This is a genomic window from Micromonospora sp. NPDC020750, assembly GCF_044334565.1.
Classification (GTDB): domain Bacteria; phylum Actinomycetota; class Actinomycetes; order Mycobacteriales; family Micromonosporaceae; genus Micromonospora.
The window spans coordinates 1,008,662-1,026,563 of sequence record NZ_JBIRTH010000001.1; the positions used below are offsets into that span (position 1 = coordinate 1,008,662).

Annotated in this window: 20 protein-coding genes; 14 read left to right on the top strand and 6 right to left on the bottom strand. The window is 74.0% G+C overall.

The genetic code is table 11. The features are described from left to right. The first annotated feature begins 6 nt into the window (after positions 1–6). Complete coding sequence (locus tag ACH4T9_RS04630; RefSeq protein ID WP_396669784.1) at positions 7–1,122, top strand: cystathionine gamma-lyase; 1,116 nt, start codon at positions 7–9, stop codon at positions 1,120–1,122. 178 nt (positions 1,123–1,300) lie between these two features. Here the strand turns inward: ACH4T9_RS04630 and ACH4T9_RS04635 are convergent, their stop codons facing one another. Both ACH4T9_RS04635 and ACH4T9_RS04640 read right to left on the bottom strand, forming a co-directional pair. Beyond that, complete coding sequence (locus ACH4T9_RS04635) at positions 1,301–1,501, bottom strand: DUF397 domain-containing protein (RefSeq protein WP_387016573.1); 201 nt, start codon at positions 1,499–1,501, stop codon at positions 1,301–1,303. Positions 1,502–1,505: 4 nt separating this feature from the next. After that, positions 1,506–2,351: a helix-turn-helix domain-containing protein gene (locus tag ACH4T9_RS04640; protein ID WP_396669785.1), complete on the bottom strand. Its 846-nt coding sequence runs from the start codon at positions 2,349–2,351 to the stop codon at positions 1,506–1,508. A 428-nt stretch (positions 2,352–2,779) separates the two neighbouring features. On the opposite strand from ACH4T9_RS04640, the gene ACH4T9_RS04645 reads away from it, so the two are divergent. Continuing rightward, on the top strand, positions 2,780–2,995 hold the full coding sequence (locus ACH4T9_RS04645) for a hypothetical protein (protein ID WP_396669786.1): 216 nt from the start codon (positions 2,780–2,782) through the stop codon (positions 2,993–2,995). 187 nt (positions 2,996–3,182) lie between these two features. Next, positions 3,183–4,280, top strand: a complete 1,098-nt coding sequence (locus ACH4T9_RS04650) for a D-alanine--D-alanine ligase family protein (protein ID WP_396669787.1) — start codon at positions 3,183–3,185, stop codon at positions 4,278–4,280. A 42-nt stretch (positions 4,281–4,322) separates the two neighbouring features. On the opposite strand, the gene ACH4T9_RS04655 is transcribed toward ACH4T9_RS04650, so the two are convergent. After that, on the bottom strand, positions 4,323–4,856 hold the full coding sequence (locus ACH4T9_RS04655; RefSeq protein ID WP_396669907.1) for a DUF3515 family protein: 534 nt from the start codon (positions 4,854–4,856) through the stop codon (positions 4,323–4,325). A gap of 117 nt (positions 4,857–4,973) precedes the next feature. After that, positions 4,974–5,207: an Lrp/AsnC ligand binding domain-containing protein gene (locus tag ACH4T9_RS04660; protein ID WP_161687828.1), complete on the bottom strand. Its 234-nt coding sequence runs from the start codon at positions 5,205–5,207 to the stop codon at positions 4,974–4,976. Between the two features lie 182 nt (positions 5,208–5,389). Between ACH4T9_RS04660 and ACH4T9_RS04665 the strand changes: the two genes are divergently transcribed. Beyond that, a complete protein-coding gene (locus ACH4T9_RS04665) occupies positions 5,390–6,334 on the top strand; it encodes a thiamine-phosphate kinase (RefSeq protein WP_396669788.1) in 945 nt (314 codons plus the stop codon). 28 nt (positions 6,335–6,362) lie between these two features. Then, on the top strand, positions 6,363–6,830 hold the full coding sequence (locus ACH4T9_RS04670) for a GNAT family N-acetyltransferase (RefSeq protein ID WP_396669789.1): 468 nt from the start codon (positions 6,363–6,365) through the stop codon (positions 6,828–6,830). 104 nt (positions 6,831–6,934) lie between these two features. On the opposite strand, the gene rpmB is transcribed toward ACH4T9_RS04670, so the two are convergent. Beyond that, the gene (rpmB, locus tag ACH4T9_RS04675; protein WP_007456456.1) at positions 6,935–7,126 is read right to left on the bottom strand and encodes a 50S ribosomal protein L28; all 192 of its coding nucleotides are present in this window, start codon (positions 7,124–7,126) and stop codon (positions 6,935–6,937) included. Between the two features lie 199 nt (positions 7,127–7,325). On the opposite strand from rpmB, the gene ACH4T9_RS04680 reads away from it, so the two are divergent. From ACH4T9_RS04680 to ACH4T9_RS04690, 3 genes are all read left to right on the top strand, one after another. Beyond that, entirely contained in the window at positions 7,326–8,942 is a 1,617-nt protein-coding gene (locus ACH4T9_RS04680) for a DAK2 domain-containing protein (protein ID WP_396669790.1), read from the top strand. Next, positions 8,939–11,143, top strand: coding sequence for an ATP-dependent DNA helicase RecG (gene recG / locus ACH4T9_RS04685; RefSeq protein WP_396669791.1), 2,205 nt, complete (start codon positions 8,939–8,941; stop codon positions 11,141–11,143). Before ACH4T9_RS04680 ends, recG begins: the two co-directional genes overlap by 4 nt. 190 nt (positions 11,144–11,333) lie before the next feature. Beyond that, the gene (locus ACH4T9_RS04690) at positions 11,334–12,272 is read left to right on the top strand and encodes a serine hydrolase domain-containing protein (protein WP_396669792.1); all 939 of its coding nucleotides are present in this window, start codon (positions 11,334–11,336) and stop codon (positions 12,270–12,272) included. Positions 12,273–12,490: 218 nt separating this feature from the next. On the opposite strand, the gene ACH4T9_RS04695 is transcribed toward ACH4T9_RS04690, so the two are convergent. Next, entirely contained in the window at positions 12,491–13,771 is a 1,281-nt protein-coding gene (locus ACH4T9_RS04695) for a cell wall anchor protein (protein WP_396669793.1), read from the bottom strand. A gap of 305 nt (positions 13,772–14,076) precedes the next feature. Between ACH4T9_RS04695 and rsmD the strand changes: the two genes are divergently transcribed. The 6 genes from rsmD to ACH4T9_RS04725 all read left to right on the top strand — a co-directional run bounded on the left by rsmD (position 14,077) and on the right by ACH4T9_RS04725 (position 17,803). After that, entirely contained in the window at positions 14,077–14,640 is a 564-nt protein-coding gene (gene rsmD / locus ACH4T9_RS04700) for a 16S rRNA (guanine(966)-N(2))-methyltransferase RsmD (RefSeq protein ID WP_396669794.1), read from the top strand. Then, positions 14,637–15,119, top strand: coding sequence for a pantetheine-phosphate adenylyltransferase (gene coaD, locus ACH4T9_RS04705; RefSeq protein WP_387016554.1), 483 nt, complete (start codon positions 14,637–14,639; stop codon positions 15,117–15,119). Before rsmD ends, coaD begins: the two co-directional genes overlap by 4 nt. Positions 15,120–15,340: 221 nt before the next feature. Then, positions 15,341–15,838 (top strand): hypothetical protein, encoded by a 498-nt coding sequence (locus ACH4T9_RS04710; protein ID WP_396669795.1) that lies wholly within the window; start codon positions 15,341–15,343, stop codon positions 15,836–15,838. A gap of 109 nt (positions 15,839–15,947) precedes the next feature. Then, positions 15,948–16,511: a YceD family protein gene (locus tag ACH4T9_RS04715; RefSeq protein WP_350888493.1), complete on the top strand. Its 564-nt coding sequence runs from the start codon at positions 15,948–15,950 to the stop codon at positions 16,509–16,511. 5 nt (positions 16,512–16,516) lie between these two features. Next, positions 16,517–16,690 carry a 50S ribosomal protein L32 gene (gene rpmF, locus ACH4T9_RS04720; RefSeq protein WP_161687848.1) on the top strand — a complete coding sequence of 58 codons (174 nt, stop codon included), beginning with the start codon at positions 16,517–16,519 and terminating at the stop codon, positions 16,688–16,690. A gap of 114 nt (positions 16,691–16,804) precedes the next feature. Continuing rightward, the gene (locus tag ACH4T9_RS04725; RefSeq protein WP_396669908.1) at positions 16,805–17,803 is read left to right on the top strand and encodes a phosphate acyltransferase PlsX; all 999 of its coding nucleotides are present in this window, start codon (positions 16,805–16,807) and stop codon (positions 17,801–17,803) included. The last annotated feature ends 99 nt before the right edge of the window (positions 17,804–17,902 follow it).

Consider the following 17,902-nt stretch of genomic DNA (forward strand, 5'->3'; position numbering starts at 1 on the left):
GCCCGCATGAGCGCACGGGCCAGCGACGGCGACGGCACCCGCTGCGTCCGGGCCGGCCTGCCCGAGCCGACCCCGGGGCAGCCGTTCCTGCCCGGGCCGGTCTTCGCCGCGACGTACCACCTCGACCCGTGGCAGGGGCCGGCGGCGACCCCGAACGGGTACGGCCGGCCGGACAACCCGACCCGCCGGCTGCTGGAGGCGGCCATCGGCGAGCTGGAGGGCGGTGACGTCCGGGTCTTCGCCAGCGGGCAGGCGGCCATCACCGGCCTGCTGCTGGCGCTGCTGCGCCCCGGCGACACCGTGCTGCTCCCCGCCGACGGGTACTACCCGATGCGGACGTTCGCCACCGACACCCTCGCCGGGATCGGCGTGCGGGTGCTGTTCGCGCCGACCGCCGGGCCGTACCCGTCGTTCGACGGGGTCCGGCTGGTGCTGCTGGAGACCCCGGCCAACCCCGGCCTGGACGTCGCCGACATCGCCGCGCTGGCCCGGGACGCGCACGCCGCCGGGGCCCTCGTCGCGGTCGACAACACCACCGCCACGCCGCTCGGCCAGCGCCCGCTGGATCTCGGCTCGGATTTGGTGGTCGCCTCCGGCACCAAGGCCCTGACCGGGCACTCCGACCTGCTGCTCGGCTACGTGGCGACCCGTACGCCGGAGCTGCTCGACCCGGTCACCGCCTGGCGCACCGTCACCGGCGCGGTGCCCGGGGCGTTCGACGCGTGGCTGGCGCACCGCTCGCTGGCCACTCTCGACCTGCGGCTGGCCCGGCAGTCCGCCAACGCCGAGGCGCTGGCCCGGCTGCTCGCCGGCCGTCCCGACGTGACGGGCCTGCGCTGGCCGGGCCTGCCCGACGACCCCGCGTACCCGGTGGCGGCGGCGCAGATGCGCCGGATGCCCGGGATGCTCGCGTTCGATCTGGGCGACGCCGAGCGGGTCGGCCGGTTCGTCGACGCGGCCCGGCTGGTGGACGCGGCCACCTCGTTCGGCGGCCTGCACACCACGGCGGACCGCCGGGCCCAGTGGGGCGATGACACCGCCCCCGGCTTCGTCCGGCTTTCCTGCGGGGTGGAGGACACCGCCGACCTGCTGGCCGACGTCACCGCCGCTCTCGACGCCTGAGCGGAAGGCCACCGCCTGCGGTCGCCGGGGCGCGGGGTGGGGTGCGGTGGTGGCCCACCCGCCGGCCGGCGGTGCGGACCGGGCGGCGGGTGGACCACGACGAGAGGCCGGCGGGTGCCGGCCGGGGTGGGCCGCGCCGGCCGGCCGGGGCGGGACCCCCCGGCCGGCCGGGCGGCGGTCAGCGGCGGGGCGGGGCTGTGGCGAAGGCGGTCCAGGCTGTCGGCGCGAAGATCAGCGCCGGGCCGGCCGGGTCCTTGGAGTCGCGGACCGCGATCGCGTCGGGCACGACCGCCATCTCCACGCAGGCACCTTCGTCGCCGCTGCGGCTGCTCTTGCGCCATCGCGCCGCAGCCAGTGCCGCGCTCGTCGTCGGGGTCATTGTCCTACCGTCCTTTCAGGATGCGGAAAAGCTCTTCCCGGCTGGCCCCAGGGCTGAGTGCGACCGTCCGTAGATGCTCCATGATCTTGGTGCAGGTACGCAGGTCACCGGCCCGGTCCAGGACCATCTGCCCGGCCACCGTCTCCACCGACGCGATGATCGGATCCTCCGGGTCGGGAAACTCCAGGATGTGCAGCGAGCCCCGGGTGCCCCGGTGGTAGCCTGCGGCCAGCGGGATCACCTGGACGGTGATGTTGGGCAATTCGGACGCCTTGAGCAGGTGGCGCAGTTGCTCCTCCATCACGCTCTCACCGCCCACCGGGCGCAGCAGCGCGCCCTCGTCGATGATCGCGTCGAGGATCGGTGGATTCTCGTCGGTGAGCCGCTGCTGGCGGTCGAGTCGCAGGTGGACCCGTTGCTCCACCTGGTCGTCGCTGAGGGTGTGCGGGCCGCCCCGCATCACCGCCCGGATGTAGTCCGCCGTCTGCAACAGGCCGGGCACCACCGAGGGCTCGAAGTTGGCGATGCCGGTCGCCTCCGCCTCCAGCGCGATGAAGTCGATGGTCCGCCGGTCCAGCAGGTACGAGTAGGACACCCACCAGCCCGGCTTACGGGCGTCCTTGGCGAGCTGGACGGCCGCGGCGAGCTCGTCGGCGCCCACGCCGTAGAGGGTGAGCAGGGCGCGCACCGTGGCCGGGCTGATCAGCGTCTGGGCGTTCTCGTACCGGGACAGGGTGCTCCGGGTGCTGTTGATCTCGTCGGCGGCGGCCTCGAGGGTGAGGCCGGCCGCCTCCCGGTGCGTACGCAGCGCGATGCCGAGCCGTCGGGCCCTGGCGGTCTTCGGTGCCATGCATTGATGGTGACACACATCTTCGGGAAGGTGTGCATGAGAGAACGCCGATGAGAGTTGCATTCACGCCCATCCACATGTCAATGTGTGACCAGTTCCTCACTGCCGGTTGTCGTGGCGACGGCGGTGGTGAGTGACCGGAGGGGATGGGGCGCGTGGCGATCGGGTTTTCTCCCCCGTACCCGATCGCCGCGTGCCGCCACCCGGGACGCACCGGAAGGGAGTCGCATGACGGTGACCGCCTCCTGGCCCAGGGTGTCGCGGTGCCGCTGGTGCGCGCATCCGGTGCTCCGCGACAACGACGACGCGTGGATCCACGCGAGCCTGGCCTACGTGTGTCGGGACCGGTCGGGCGGCCTCGCGGCGACCACGGCGGAGCCCGAACAGGCGTCCGCCCGGTCGGAGTGGGGCGGGACCGGAGGGCGGCCATGACCCGGTTCCTGGTGGTGCTGACCGACGTCCGACCCGTCGACGGACCCCTCCGGGACGAGCGGCGTGCGCCCGAGCGGCGCCGTCAGGTGGTCGGCGCGAGCAGCCGGGAGGCGGCCGACCGGATCGCCGGCGCGTTCATGGCGCTGGGCATGGTGCGGGCCGGCCGGCAGCGGGTGAAGGTCATCGCGGTCGGCCGCCGCTACGGCCTCTGACCGCCGGTCGGCCGCCGACCGCCCCGAGCGTCCGAGCTGATGCGATTACGCTGCGTGTAGGCGATGTTGACCGGTTGCGGTGTATTGCCGCCCTCCCCGGGTATCGGCATCCATGTCTCGCCACCCACAGTAAGGTCAACCGGGTGAGCGCCATCAGCCTCGCAGTCGCGGACGAAAGGGTGACCGAGTGACCACCCCAGGCAAGACCCGTGTGGCCCTCGTCTTCGGCGGCCGAAGCCCCGAACACGGCATCTCCTGCGTCAGCGCCGGCAGCGTGCTCGGCGCGCTCGACCCGGACGAGTTCGAGGTGGTCCCCGTGGGCATCACCCGGGCCGGCAAGTGGGTGCTGACCAGCGGGGACCATCGCGACCTGGCGATCAGCGCCCGGCGGCTGCCGGAGATCACCGCCGAGGCCGGCGTCGACATCGTGCTGCGCGCCGACCCGACGGGCAACGGGCTGATGGTGCTCGACCCGACCCAGGGCCCCCAGGTGCTCGCCGACGTCGACGTGGTCTTCCCCGTGCTGCACGGCGCCTACGGCGAGGACGGCACCATCCAGGGCATGCTGGAGATGGCCGGCATCCCGTACGTCGGGGCGAACGTCTTCGCCTCCGCCGCCGCCATGGACAAGGAGTTCACCAAGAAGCTCTGCGCCGCCGAGGGCATCCCGGTCGGGCCGTACGCCGTGCTGCGCAACGGGGTGACCCTCTCCGGGGAGGACAAGCAGCGGCTCGGCCTGCCGGTCTTCGTCAAGCCGTCCAGGGCCGGCTCGTCGTTCGGCATCACCAAGGTCGACGACTGGGCCGACCTGGAGGCCGCCGTCGCCGTCGCCCGGGAGATCGACCCGAAGGTGCTGGTCGAGGGCGCGATCGTCGGCCGGGAGATCGAGTGCGGCGTGCTGGAGGGTGAGGCCGGCGGCGGGGCCGAGGCGTCCCTGCTGGCCGAGGTGCGCGCCGGGGGCGAGCACGCCTGGTACGACTTCGAGGCGAAGTACCTCTCCGAGCCCGAGTACGACCTCCCGGCGCCCCTGCCCGAGCACGTCACCCGCCAGGTCCAGGAGTACGCCGTCCGGGCGTTCGCCGCGCTGGACTGCGCCGGGCTGGCCCGGGTCGACTTCTTCGTCACCCCCGAGCTGGACGTCTACCTCAACGAGATCAACACCATGCCGGGGTTCACCCCGACGTCGATGTTCCCGTTGATGTGGGCCGCCTCCGGGCTGGAGTACCCGAAGCTGGTGAACCGCCTGATCCGCACCGCCCAGCGGCGCGGCGTGGGCCTGCACTGAACCCGCACCCGGCCCTCCGCGCCGAGCGGGCCCGGCCCGCGCTCAGCCCGTGCAGCCGGCCGGCACGGTGCCGCCGGAGGGCACCGTGGCGACCACCACGTCGGAGATCGGGCTCACCCACTGCAGGGCCGACCCGTGCGTGTGGGGGACGGTGACCCGCACGGCGGTCTCCCGGTCGAGGGTGGTGAGCACGGTCGCGTCCGGCCCCTCGACCGGGTACCAGCAGACCTTGTTGACCACCCAGACGTCGTCGGTGGTGCCGGGGGTTGGCTCGTCGCCGCCGCAGGCGACGGTGAGCGCCGGATCGCCGTACGCGGCGTTCTGCTCGGGGCCGGCGGTGACCGGCCGCTGGCCCAGGCCCCGCACGGTCGACGGGAGCTGCGACGTCAGGGCGCGGCACACGATCTCGGGCCGCCCGGGCAGCTTCGGGGCGGCCATCTCGACCGGCGCGGTGGACTGCGGCTGGGCGCTGGTCGCCGCCGGGGCCGGCTCGGCGGCCGGGGTGTCCGGGGCGAGCTTGGCGAAGGTGAACCCGGCGACGGCCACGGTCACCGGGACGGCGATCAGCGTGGCCATCAGCGCCGCGCTCCGGTTGGCCCGGTCCCGGCGCGGCGGGCCCGGGGCCTGCCCGTCGGCACCGCTGGCGCCGTGGGTGTTGTCGGTCTTGTTGGGGGAGGAGATGATCTCGTCCACTTACAGGCGCACCACCGAACACGTGAGGGTGCGGGTGATGCCGGGCACCATCTGCACGTTGCTGACGATGAGTTTGCCGAGCTCATCGACCGTGTTGGCCTCGGTGAGCACGACCACATCGTACGGGCCGGTGACGGCGTCGACCCGTACCACGCCGGCAAGGTCCGCGATCAGATCGGCCACGTCACGCGCTCGGCCGACCTCGGTCTGGATGAGGATGTACGCCTGTACCACGACTCGACCTCCGTCCGTCGCCGCCCGCAGGCGGCCCGAAGGGTGAAAGTACCTTACGGACCAGGTCTGATCCCTATCGGTGGCCAAGGAGAAGCGGTGAGCGAGCGCGACGGGCGCGACAGCGGATGGGGCGCGGGACGGTTCCGGGCCCACGGCGGGTACGGGCGCGACGGGGGACGGGCATGAGCGTGGCGGGGATCGGCGAGTTCGGGTTGATCGACCGGGTCACTGCCCGGCTGCCCCAGGGAGCGGCCTGCCTGCTGGGGCCCGGCGACGACGCGGCGGTGCTGGTCGCGCCGGACGCCCGCGTCGTCGCGTCCACCGACGTGCTGGTCGAAGGGCGGCACTTCCGGCGGGACTGGTCCAGCGCCCGGGACGTGGGGCACCGGGCGGCGGCGGCCAACCTGGCCGACATCGCGGCGATGGGCGGCACCCCGACCGCGCTGCTGGTGGCGTTGTGCATGCCGGCGGACCTGGACCCGGCCTGGGCCGAGGAACTGGCCGACGGGCTGGCCGCCGAGGCGGCCACGGTGGGGGCGAGCGTGGTCGGCGGCGACATGTCCGCCAGCCCGACGCTGACGATCGCGGTCACCGCCCTCGGCGACCTGGGCGGGCTGGCCCCGGTGGTCCGCTCGGGCGCCCGGGCGGGGGACGTGCTGGCCCTGGCCGGCCGCAGCGGGTACGCCGCCGCCGGGTACACCGTGCTGTCCCGGGGCTTCCGCACCCCGAAGCTGCTGGTGGAGGCGTACCGGCGGCCCGAGGTGCCGTACCCGGCCGGCCCGCACGCCGCCCGGCTCGGTGCCACCGCCATGATCGACGTGTCGGACGGGCTGCTGGCCGACCTCGGACACGTGGCCCGGGCCAGCGGGGTCGGCATCGACGTGCGCCGGGACGCCTTCGAGGTGCCCCGGCAGATGCGTGACGCCGCCCAGGCGCTCGGGGTCGACCCGTACCTGTGGATCCTCGGTGGCGGCGACGACCACGCGCTGGCCGCGACCTTCCCCCCGGCGGTGGCGTTGCCCGCGCCGTGGCGGCCGGTCGGCCGGGTGGTCGAGGGCGGGGGCGGGGGCGTGACCGTCGACGGCGTACCGTACGCCGGGCCGACCGGCTGGGACCACTTCCGGTAACGGCTGGTCAGCGACGTACCCTTCACCGGTGAGTGAGATTGAGATCCGCGCGACCCGCTTCGACTCGCCGGAGTCGCAGCGGCTCGTCCGGGCCGCCCTGGCGGACCTGGGTCAGCGGTACGGAGGCAGCGGGGACGACACCCCGGTCGACGCCGTCGAGTTCGAGCCGCCGGGCGGGGCGTTCCTGGTCGCGTACCTGGCCGGGGAGCCGGTGGGGTGCGGCGGCTGGCGCAGCCACGGCGACACCGGGGACACCGCGGAGCTGAAGCGGATGTACACCAGCCCCGTGGCGCGCGGCCGAGGCGTGGCGCGGGCGGTGCTCGTGGCCGTCGAGCGGTCGGCGCGTGAGCACGGGCGCAAGCGGCTCATCCTGGAGTGCGGGGACAAGCAGCCCGAGGCGATCGCCATGTACACCTCGGCCGGGTACGAGCACATCCCGAACTTCGGGTACTACCAGGACGCCCCGGGCTGCCTCTCCTTCGGCCGTACCCTCTGAGGCCCCCATCCTCGCCGTGCCCCGCCCCGAGGGCGGACACGAAAAGCCGGCGGGCCCTCGGGGCCCGCCGGCTTTTCGGCGAAAGGTGGGTCGGCGCTACCGCGTCAGGCGCGGGTGACCTTGCCGGCCTTGATGCAGGAGGTGCAGACCTGCAACTTCTTGGTGTTACCGCCACCGGCCGGAGTGCGCACCGACTGGATGTTCGGGTTCCAGCGGCGGTTGGTCCGCCGGTGCGAGTGGGACACGTTGTGGCCGAAGCCCGGTCCCTTGCCACAGACGTCGCACACGCTAGCCACGGGATACTCCTGGGTGTTTTGAAACGTTCATGAGGTCGCCGCCAAGCGCTGCCCGGGCAACCTGGCCAGGTTACCCGATGCCCCCGTGCCTGGCCAACCGGCCCCTGTCGGGCGGACACGCCGGAACGGGACGGTCGGCCCGGGCGCGTGTCGGTGCCGGCCCGGGCGCGTGTCGGTGCGCGCCAGTAGGCTTCTCGCCGTGCTGGACACCCTCGACGCCGCCGCGGTGCGCCGCTGGTGCGCGGGCGGGTTGGCCGCGCTCCGCCGGCACCAGGGGGAGATCGACGACCTCAACGTCTACCCGGTGCCCGACGGCGACACCGGCACCAACCTCGTGCTCACCCTCACCTCGGCCCAGCAGGCCCTGGCGATGGACCTGGCCACCGTCGGCGACGGCGGGTCCACCCCGCACGGGCACGCGCTGCGGCTGATGGCGCGCGGCGCGCTGCTCGGCGCCAGGGGCAACTCCGGGGTGATCCTGTCGCAGATCCTGCGCGGCTTCGCCGACGCCCTGGCCACCGTGCCGGCGGTGCGGGGCCGCCAGCTGGCCGCCGCGCTGCGCGACGCCACCGCGGCGGCGTACGCCGCTGTCGCCCGCCCGGTCGAGGGCACCCTGCTCAGCGTGGTCGCGGCGGCGGCCGGGGCGGCCGAGTCGGCGGACAGCGACGACCTGCGCATCGTCGCCCGGGAGGCGGCTGGAGCGGCGGCCCGGGCCCTGGCGCGCACCCCCGAGCAGTTGCCAGCCCTGGCCCGCGCCGGCGTGGTCGACGCCGGTGGTCGGGGGCTGTGCCTGCTGCTCGACGCGCTGGTCGAGGTGATCACAGGGGAGAGCCCGGCCCGGCCGGCGTTCGCCCCGCGCGAGGCCCGCCCGCCGGCCACCGCCGCCCGGGAGACCGGCTCGGCGGAGTACGCGTACGAGGTGCAGTTCCTGCTCGACGCCGGGCCCGAGGGGGTCACCCGGCTGCGGGAGACCCTGGCCGGGCTCGGCGACTCGCTGGTGGTGGTCGGCGACGGGGCCACCGATGCGGCGTCGACCACCTGGAACGTGCACGTGCACGTCAACGACGTGGGCGCGGCCGTGGAGGCGGGGGTGGAGGCCGGCCGGCCGTACCGGATCTCGGTGACCCGCTTCGCGGACCAGGTGGCCACGCCGACCCCGGCCCACCACGGCCGGGCGGCCGTGGTGGTCGCCTCCGGCGTCGGCATGGCGGAACTGTTCGAGGGCGAGGGGGCGACGGTGGTGCCGGGCAACCCGTCCATCGGTGAGCTGCTCGACGCCATCCGGGCCACGGCGGCGGCCCGGGTGGTGGTGCTGCCCAACGACCCGAACACCCAGGCCGTGGCGAGCGCCGCCGCGCGAGAGGCGCACGCGCTCGGGGTGAAGGTCAGCGTGGTGCCGACCCGGTCGCCGGTGCAGGCGCTGGCAGCCCTCGCCGTGCGCGACCCGGAGCGCCGCTTCGCCGACGACGTGATCGCGATGGCCGAGGCCGCGGGCGCGTGCCGGTACGCCGAGGTCTGCTGGGCCAGCCGGGAGGCGCTGACCGTCGCCGGCCCGTGCCGCCCCGGCGACGTGCTCGCCCTGGTCGAGGGGGAAGTGCACCTGATCGGCGTCGACCTGGCCGACACCTGCGCCGCCGTGGTCGACCGGATGCTCGGCGGCGGCGGCGAGCTGGTCACCCTGCTCTCCGGCGCGGGCGCCCCCGACGGGCTGGCCGAGGCCGTCCGAGAGCACGTCGCCCGGCGCTGGCCGTTCGTGGAGGTCCAGGCGTACCCGGGCGGCCAACCGCACTATCCACTCCTGGTGGGGGTCGAATGACGACGTCCGAGCCGGCCACGGTCGACACGCCGCTGAAGAAGCTGGTCGGGGACAAGACGGCCAAGGCCCTGGCCGCGCACCTCGACCTGCACACCGCCGGTGACCTGGTCTACCACTTCCCCCGCCGGTACGACGAGCGCGGCGAGCACACCGACATCCGCTCGCTGGACGTCGGCGAGCAGGTCACCGTGCTGGCCCAGGTGCAGAGAACCGCCGTGCGGCCGATGCGCCAGCGCCGGGGCAACCTGCTGGAGGTGACCGTCGGGGACGACTCCGGCGGCGTGCTCACCCTGACCTTCTTCGGCAACCAGGCGTGGCGGGAGCGGGAGCTGCGCCCCGGCCGGTGGGGCCTGTTCGCCGGCAAGGTCACCGAGTTCCGGAGCAAGCGGCAGCTCAACGGCCCGGAGTACGTCATGCTCGGCGACGGTGACGACGGCGAGGCCGCGGTCGGCGAGGAGGTCGAGGAGTTCGCCGGTGCGCTGATCCCGGTGTATCCGGCTGCGGCGGCGGTGCCGACCTGGGTGATCGCCCGCTGCGTGCGGGTGGTGCTGGACACCTTCACCCCGCCGGAGGACCCGCAGCCCGCCACCGTCCGGGCCGACCGCAAACTGGTCGGGATCGGCACCGCGCTGCGCGAGATCCACCGGCCGTCCAGCAAGGAGAACCTGTACCGGGCCCGCCGCCGGCTCAAGTGGGACGAGGCGTTCGCCGTGCAGCTCACCCTCGTGCAGCGCAAGCTCCGGGCCGCCGCCTGGCCGGCGAAGGCCCGGCCGCCGCGCGCCGGTGGGCTGCTCGACGCGTTCGACGCCCGGCTGCCGTACGAGCTGACCCCCGGCCAGCGGACGGTCGGCGCGGAGATCGCCGCCGACCTGACCGTCCCGCACCCGATGCACCGGCTGCTCCAGGGCGAGGTCGGCTCCGGCAAGACGGTGGTGGCGCTGCGGGCGATGCTCCAGGTGGTCGACGCCGGCGGGCAGGCCGCGCTGCTCGCCCCGACCGAGGTCCTCGCCGCCCAGCACCACCGGGGGATGCTCGACCTGCTCGGCCCGCTCGCCCGGGCCGGTGAGCTGGGCGCCGCCGACGACGCCACCCGGGTCGAGCTGGTCACCGGCTCGCTCGGTGCGGCAGCCCGCCGGCAGGCCCTCGCCGAGGTGGCCGGCGGGCGGGCCGGGATCGTGCTGGGCACCCACGCCCTGCTGTACGAGGGGGTGGACTTCGCCGACCTGGGCCTCGTGGTGGTCGACGAGCAGCACCGGTTCGGCGTGGAGCAGCGCGACGCGTTGCGCTCCAAGGCTGACCAGCCGCCGCACGTGCTGGTGATGACGGCCACCCCGATCCCGCGCACGGTGGCGATGACCGTCTACGGCGACCTCGAGACGTCCACCCTGTCCCAGCTCCCGCAGGGGCGCTCGCCGATCGCCTCGCACGTGGTGCCCGCCGCTGAGAAGCCGGCCTTCCTGGACCGGGCCTGGCGCCGGCTCCGCGAGGAGGCCGCCGCCGGCCACCAGGCGTACGTGGTGTGCCCCCGGATCGGAGAGGGGCCGGCGTCGGAGGAGGAGCCGCCCCGGGAGGACGACACCGGTCGACGGCCCCCGCTCGCGGTGACCGAGGTCGCCCCGCTGCTCGCCGAGGGGCCGTTGCACGGGCTGCGGATCGGCGTCCTGCACGGGAAGCTGCCCGCCGACGAGAAGGACGCCGTGATGCGCTCCTTCGCCGCCGGCGATCTGGACGTGCTGGTCGCCACCACGGTCGTCGAGGTCGGCGTCGACGTGCCCAACGCCACCGTGATGATCGTGCTGGACGCCGACCGGTTCGGCGTCTCCCAGCTGCACCAGCTTCGCGGCCGGGTGGGCCGGGGTTCGGCGGCCGGGCTCTGCCTGCTGGTCAGCGAGGCCGCCGAGGGCTCCTCGGCCCGGGAGCGCCTCGACGCGGTGGCGTCCACCACGGACGGTTTCAAGCTCGCCGAGCTGGACCTGGAGCAGCGCCGCGAGGGCGACGTGCTCGGGGCCACCCAGTCCGGCCGGCGTTCGCACCTACGGCTGCTGTCGCTGCTGCGCGACGCCGACCTGATCCGGGACGCCCGGGCCGAGGCGATCGCCCTGGTCGAGGAGGACCCGGAGCTGGAAAGCCACCCGGCGCTGGCCGCCTCGGTGGCCGCCCTGGTCGACGAGGAACGAGCGGAGTACCTGGAGAAGGGCTGATCCCGCCCCGGGCGGGGTGATCGACTCCGGGTGGAGCACGGTGCACACCTCGGTCGGGCCGTCGGCGTCGAGGTCGGGTGGCCCCCTCGTCGGGCGGAGCGCTGGGCGGCACACCGGGAGGGGCGGCTTCGCCCGCCGTTAGGGTCGTCGGCGGCCCCACCGGAGGCGCGTCCGCGCCTAGGCTCGGTCGATGTCGACCCCATCTCTCCTTCGTGGCATGGCGCTGCTGGCCCAGGGCGACCGGCGCTCCGTAGAGCAGGCCACCGGCCTCGCCGACGACGCCACCGGTCAGCCCTGCTCCGGCCGGACCCGGTTCCAGATCGCCTCGATCAGCAAGAACATGGCCGCCGCGGCTGTCCTGCTCCTCGCCGAGCGGGGAAGGCTCGACGTGCACGATCCCGTCGACCGGTGGGTGCCGAACTGCCCGCCGGCCTGGCGGCCCATCACCCTGCACCACCTGCTCACCCACACCTCGGGCCTCGGGCACTGGGAGGAGTACCCGCTGCTCGACCTGGCCGGCGCGATCGACCCCGACGAGCTGCTGGCCAGGTTCCGCGCGCTCCCGCCGCTGTTCGCCCCCGGTGCGGGCTGGCACTACAGCAGCCCGGGTTACGTCCTGCTCGCCCGCGCCGTCGAGCGGGCCGCCGACCGGCCGTACCGGGACTTCCTGGCGGAGGAGGTTTTCGCGCCGCTGGGCATGACCGGCAGCTTCGCCGGCTCCGGCGCGGGACGCGCCGACGTGGCGACGGGCCACTCCGGCGGCCGTCCGGTGCCCTCCTGGGACCTGGACACGGTGAGCATGGGCGCAGGTGACGTCTGGTGCACCGCCGACGACTTGCTGGCCTGGCTCGACGGGCTGCGGGACGCCCGACTGCTCACCCCCGCCTCGGTCGCGCGGATGATCACCGCGTACGCGCAGGCCAGCTTCGGGTCGCAGGCGTACGGGTACGGCTGCTTCGTCGGCCCGCTGGCGGGGGAGCGGTCGGTCGGCCACTCCGGGCACAACCTCGGCTTCAAGGCGTTCGTCGCCTGGCTACCGGACTCCGACCGCCGGCTGGTCGTGCTGACCAACGACGACGAGGACCCGGTCGCCCCAACCCTGATCGACCACCTCCTCACCCCCAACTGACCACTCCCACCCGCCGCGTCCCACGCAGGCGCTCTTTCACGGAATTAGTGGCCTCCGGCGAGCACGACGCCACTAATTCCGTGAAAGAGCGCGACTCTGCGGGGGCGGGGGACGGCCCGGATGGGGCGAGGGCGCGTCGGCCGGGTGGTCGACGCGCCCTCGGTTCGTGCGGTTCGGGGGAACCCGGTCAGGTCAGCGGGTCAGGGTGGGTCGGTGGGTCAGGAGGTGAAGCGGATCCGCCGACGCCGGGCGACCACGAAGAGCACCGCGCCGGCCGCCAGCAGGGCCACCGCGCCCGCGGCGATGCCGCCGGCCGCCGCGCCGGTCACCGGCAGGCCACCGTCCTGGTCGCCGCCACCGGTGCCGCCACCGTCGCAGCCGGAGATCGGGGCGGTCCACTCGATCGGCTCGGCGGACTCCAGGTCGCCGGTGATGACGACGTTCAGACCCTTGGAGGCCGGGAAGCGCACGGACTTGTTGGTGCCCGGCTCGATGGTGACGGTCTGCGGCTTGCCGGTGCTCGGGGTGAAGGTCACGGTCAGGCTGACGCCGTCCTTCGGGTTCTGGACCAGCAGGAACAGCTCGTCGCAGGTGGACTCGTAGGAGGTCTCCGGCTCGCCGACCTCGGGCTCCTGGCACTCCGCCGGGGCCTTCCGGGTGCCGGTCCAGAGGCTCTTCTCGTTCGCGGTGACGGTGATCTGGCCGTCCACCGCGGCGGCGTCCAGCTCGACCTTCTCGATGCTGCGCAGGGCGACCGTGACGGCCTTGCTGAAGCCCTTGTCGGTGGTGATCACGAAGTTCGCCGCGGCGTTGCCGTCGCGGTTGATCAGGTTGAACGTGACCTTGCCGGTGCAGTCGGACTCGACGATCACCTCGGGGGCGGCCTCACAGGTGCCGCTGCCGCCGTTGTACCAGGCCTGCGGGCCCTTGGACTGGGAGCCGATGCCCTTGGGGCTGCCGACCTTGCGGTTGCGGTAGAGGTCGCTCTCCGTCAGCGGGTCAATGATCTTGTCGCCGAAGACGAAGTCGACCTGGGTGTAGCAGGTGGGGACCTCGACCTTGAACTTCAGCGTGGACCGGGTGCCCACCTCGCCCTTGGCGACGGAGGTGAACTTGTCCACCGACTTGCTCAGCACGTACTGCGGGAACTCGACCTTCGTCGACGGGGCGACGTAGGAGACCAGCGCGAAGGACTGCTCCTCGCCCTCGCAGAGCGGGCCGTTGACCAGCGTGATGCTGGCCTCGCCGCGCTTGCCGCGGAAGGTGTGCGTGTACCGCGCGTCGGCCGCGCTGACGCAGGTCGGCCCCTCGGGGGCGGGCGAGGCCGGCGACGTGCTCGCGGACGGCGTCGGCGCGGGCGAGGCCGGGGTGGCCGACGGCGTCGGGGACGGGCTGGTGGCCAGCGCCGGCGACGACGCCGCGAACGCTGTGGCGAGGCCGGCCAGGGCGGCGGCGGCCACGACGATCGGCCGTCGTGGCGACAGCTTGGGACGGATCACGCGTACTCCCGGGGTGAAGAAAGCATCAGGGGTGCGGCGCGGGGTAGCGGGGGTCAGCGGTCGCGGCCGGGTGCGGCGCGCCCGCGACGACGCCTCCCGGCGCCGGTGGGCCGGCGGGACGCGGCCGGCACCCGGCAGACCCTAGCGAGAACGGGGCGGCCGGCACAGCGCACGGAAACCTCCGGAAGTGATGTTATTGATTTGAGATCATTGATGCACGCCGGGTGATCGCGGCGCGACGCCCCCGGCACGTGCCGGGGCGCGCCGCAAGTCGCGTAGCGTCGGGGCATGAGCAGGAGCAGGCGGTGACCCGGATCGTGGCCGGGACGCTCGGCGGCCGGCGGATCGCCGCGCCGCCCGGCGCCGGCACCCGACCCACCTCCGACCGGGTGCGGGAGGCCCTGTTCAGCGCGGTGCAGGCCGACGTCGACCTGGCCGGTGCGCGCTTCGCCGACCTGTACGCCGGGTCCGGCGCGGTCGGGCTGGAGGCGCTGTCCCGGGGCGCGGCACACGTGCTGCTGGTCGAGTCCGATCCCCGGGCCGCCCGCGTGGTCCGGGAGAACATCGCCGCGCTGCGGGCCGCCCCGGCCGCCCGGCTGGTCACCGGCCGGGTCGCCACGGTGCTGGCGGCCGGGCCGGACGGCGGGCCGTACGACGTGGTGTTCGCCGACCCGCCGTACGCCGTGTCCGACGCCGAGGTCACCGAGCTGCTGGCCGCGCTGGTCGACGGCGACTGGCTGGCGGCGGACGCCCTGGTGGTGGTGGAACGGTCCAGCCGGACCGGCCCGGTCGCCTGGGTGCAGGGCGTCACCGGGGAGCGCAGCCGTCGATACGGCGAGACCACCCTTTGGTACGGTCGCCGCTCATGAGACGTGCGGTGTGTCCCGGCTCGTTCGACCCGGTCACCAATGGACACCTCGACATCATCGGGCGGGCCGCCCGACTCTTCGACGAGGTGATCGTCGGCGTGCTGGTGAACCAGTCGAAGAGCGGCCTGTTCACCGTCGAGGAGCGGATCGACATGCTTCGGGAGGTGACGTCCTCGTACGACAACGTGCGGGTCGCGTCCTTCCGTGGCCTGCTGGTCGACTTCTGTCGAGCGCAGCAGGCCAGTGTGCTGATCAAGGGCCTGCGGGCGGTCAGCGACTTCGACTACGAGCTCCAGATGGCCCAGATGAACATCGGTCTGGCCGGGGTGGAGACGTTGTTCATGCCGACCAACCCGCTCTACTCCTTCCTCTCCTCCAGCCTGGTGAAGGACGTGGCCAAGTGGGGCGGCGACATCTCCTCCCACGTCCCGGACCTGGTTCGCGACGCCCTCCGGTCCCGCCTCACCCCGCACCCCTGACCCGCGCGCCGGATCTCGTGCGTCGGCACCGGATCGCCCCGTTGCGGGCGATTCGTCGGGCCTACGCGTGCCCGATCGGCCCCGTCGGGCGCGACACGACGCGCGCCGGGCGGGGTGGACCGGCAAGCGGTGGCCCCGGCGCGACATGATGGGTCGAGCGGGAACCCGGCCGTAGCCCGCATCATGTAGGTCGGCCGACGAACGACAGGAGTGAGGTACCGGTGGACCCGCTCGATCGCATCGACGAACTGATCGCCATGGTGGAGCAGGCTCGCTCCGTCCCGATGTCGCGGAACAACTGCATGGTCGACCGGGGCGAGATGATCGCCGTCCTCGACGAGATGCGCGCCGAGTTCCCCGCCAACCTGCGCCGGGCCGCCGTCCTGCTGGAGGAACGGGACAAGATCATGGACGCCGGCAAGCGCGAGGCCGACCGGATCATCAGCGAGGGTGAGGCGGAACACGCCCGCCTGGTGTCGGTGAACGAGATCACCGTCTCGGCCGAGCACGAGGGGGCACGGATCATCGCCGAGGCCCGGGCCGAGGCGCAACGGCTGCGCGAGGAGGTCGACGACTACGTCGACACCGCGCTGGCGAACTTCGAGCAGTTCCTCACCCGGGCGCTCGCCTCGATAGAGCGCGGCCGGGACAAGATGCACGCGCTGCGGGAGATCGGCACCTTCGGTGGGGACGAGGCGGATCGCCCGCTACCCTTCTGAGCGGCACCTCAGCAGCCGACAGGCGGGTCGGGCGCCGCCCCCGGTTCGACGGTCCGGCGGTCGCCCAGGTAACCTGCTTTGTCGGCCTCTCACCGGCCGGAGTCTGACTATGCCCAAACACTCGTCTTCATCACTCAACCCCAAGGCGCCGCTGGTCCTCGACACGAGGGACCTGCCGCGTCGCCCTGGCGCGTTGCGTACGGTCAAGCGGGTCGTCCCGGCACCGGCGGACCTCGGCGGGGAGTTGATCGGCGTACCGGAGGGCACGGACCTCGACCTCGACCTGAGGCTGCAGTCGGTGTCCGAGGGCGTGTTCGTCTCGGGGACCGTCAGCGGTCTCGTCAGGGGCGAGTGCGGCCGGTGCCTGCGCGAGATCAACGACTCGGTGGCCGTGAACGTCCAGGAGCTGTACGCGTACGAGGACAGCACCACGGACGAAACGACCGACGAGGACGAGGTGGGCCGGATGCAGGACGATCTGATCGACCTGGAGCCGGCGCTGCGGGACGCGGTGGTGCTCGCGCTGCCGACCAACCCGCTCTGCCGGGAGGACTGCCCAGGCTTGTGCCCCGAGTGCGGGGTGCAGTGGGACGATCTGCCGGCCGACCACAGTCACCAGCAGATCGACCCGCGTTGGGCGGGCCTGTCGCAACTGACCCGTACAGAGGAGTAAGAACCGTGGCCGTCCCGAAGCGCAAGATGTCGCGCAGCAACACCCGGTCCCGCCGGGCGAACTGGAAGGCGGCCGTGGTCGCGACCGTGGCCTGCCCGCAGTGCAAGTCGGCGAAGCTGCCGCACACCGCCTGCTCCGTCTGCGGCACGTACAACGGCCGCCAGGTCATCGAGGTCTGACCTGGACGCCGAGTGACGCCCCCGACCCCAGGTCGGGTGGCGCGTGCATCCTGGCGATCGCCCGGTGCCCCGGCTCCCGCCGTCGCCGGCCGGCCCGTTCCGGCCGACGTCCCGGTGGAGCCGGGCACCGTGCGGATCGCCGTTGACCTCCTCGGCGGGGACGATGCTCCCGCCGTCGTGGTTGACGGCGCTCTGTACGCCATGCGTGCCGACCCGGACCTGCACCTCCTGCTCGTCGGCCCCTCCGAGGTCGCCGACAGGCTGATCGGTGCCCTCGACCCGGTGCAGCGCAGCCGGATCACGGTCCGGCCGGTGCGGGCCGCCGTCGGCATGGCCGACCACCCCGTCGCCGCCCGCGGCGACAGCACCGTGCGGGCGGCGGTCACCGCCGTCCGCGACGGGACCGCCGACGCGGTGGTCTCCGCCGGCGCCACCGGCGCCACCGTCACCGCCGCCGCACTGGGTCTCGGCCGCTGGCCACACGTGCGACGGCCGGCGCTGGTGGCCACCCTGCCGGCGGTCGCCGGCCCGGTGGTGCTGCTCGACGTCGGTGGCTCCCTGGAACCCGGCCCCGCCACGCTGGCCCGGCACGCCGTGCTCGGTGCGGCCTATGCGGCCGTCGCGCACGGGGTGGCCGAGCCCCGGGTCGGGTTGCTGTCCGTGGGGACCGAGGCCGGCAAGGGGGACCGGCTGCGGCGCACCGCCGATCCGATGCTCGCCGCCGTGCCGCTGCACCACGAAGCGCGCTACGTCGGCCTCGTCGAGGGGTACGACATCGCCTCCGGCGCGCGCGCCGACGTGGTGGTGACCGACGGCTTCACCGGAAACGTGCTGCTCAAGGCGATCGAGGGCGCGTACGCGATGGCTGGCGGGCCGCCCGCCAGCGGCGGTGTCCCCCGGGCGGCGGCCCTGCTGGGGGTGGCCGGGACGGTGGTCGTCTGCCACGGCGCGGCCCGGGAGGACGATGTCGCCTCCGGCATCGCCCTCGCCGCCCACCTGTGGCGTCGGCGGGCCACCGAAACGGTCTCCGCGCTGCTCGATCGTGCTCCGCAAACCCCCGCCCAGCCCGGTGACCACGCCGATCGCACCACCGACACCGAGGTGAGCCTGTGACCGCCCGTCCCGTCCCGGCCCGACCGGCCGCGTGCTCCGCGCCGGCCCCGGGGGGCCCGCCGCGCGCGGCCCGCCCGGTCGCGAACGAAGAGGTAACCG

What these genes read in the sequence shown, in the direction of transcription:
- ACH4T9_RS04630 (WP_396669784.1), top strand. Translation starts at nt 7, where the DNA reads ATGAGCGCACGGGCCAGCGACGGCGACGGCACCCGCTGCGTCCGGGCC.
- ACH4T9_RS04635 (WP_387016573.1), bottom strand. Translation starts at nt 1,501, where the DNA reads ATGACCCCGACGACGAGCGCGGCACTGGCTGCGGCGCGATGGCGCAAG.
- ACH4T9_RS04640 (WP_396669785.1), bottom strand. Translation starts at nt 2,351, where the DNA reads ATGGCACCGAAGACCGCCAGGGCCCGACGGCTCGGCATCGCGCTGCGT.
- ACH4T9_RS04645 (WP_396669786.1), top strand. Translation starts at nt 2,780, where the DNA reads ATGACCCGGTTCCTGGTGGTGCTGACCGACGTCCGACCCGTCGACGGA.
- ACH4T9_RS04655 (WP_396669907.1), bottom strand. Translation starts at nt 4,856, where the DNA reads ATGGCCACGCTGATCGCCGTCCCGGTGACCGTGGCCGTCGCCGGGTTC.
- ACH4T9_RS04665 (WP_396669788.1), top strand. Translation starts at nt 5,390, where the DNA reads ATGAGCGTGGCGGGGATCGGCGAGTTCGGGTTGATCGACCGGGTCACT.
- recG (WP_396669791.1), top strand. Translation starts at nt 8,939, where the DNA reads ATGACGACGTCCGAGCCGGCCACGGTCGACACGCCGCTGAAGAAGCTG.
- ACH4T9_RS04690 (WP_396669792.1), top strand. Translation starts at nt 11,334, where the DNA reads ATGTCGACCCCATCTCTCCTTCGTGGCATGGCGCTGCTGGCCCAGGGC.
- coaD (WP_387016554.1), top strand. Translation starts at nt 14,637, where the DNA reads ATGAGACGTGCGGTGTGTCCCGGCTCGTTCGACCCGGTCACCAATGGA.
- ACH4T9_RS04715 (WP_350888493.1), top strand. Translation starts at nt 15,948, where the DNA reads ATGCCCAAACACTCGTCTTCATCACTCAACCCCAAGGCGCCGCTGGTC.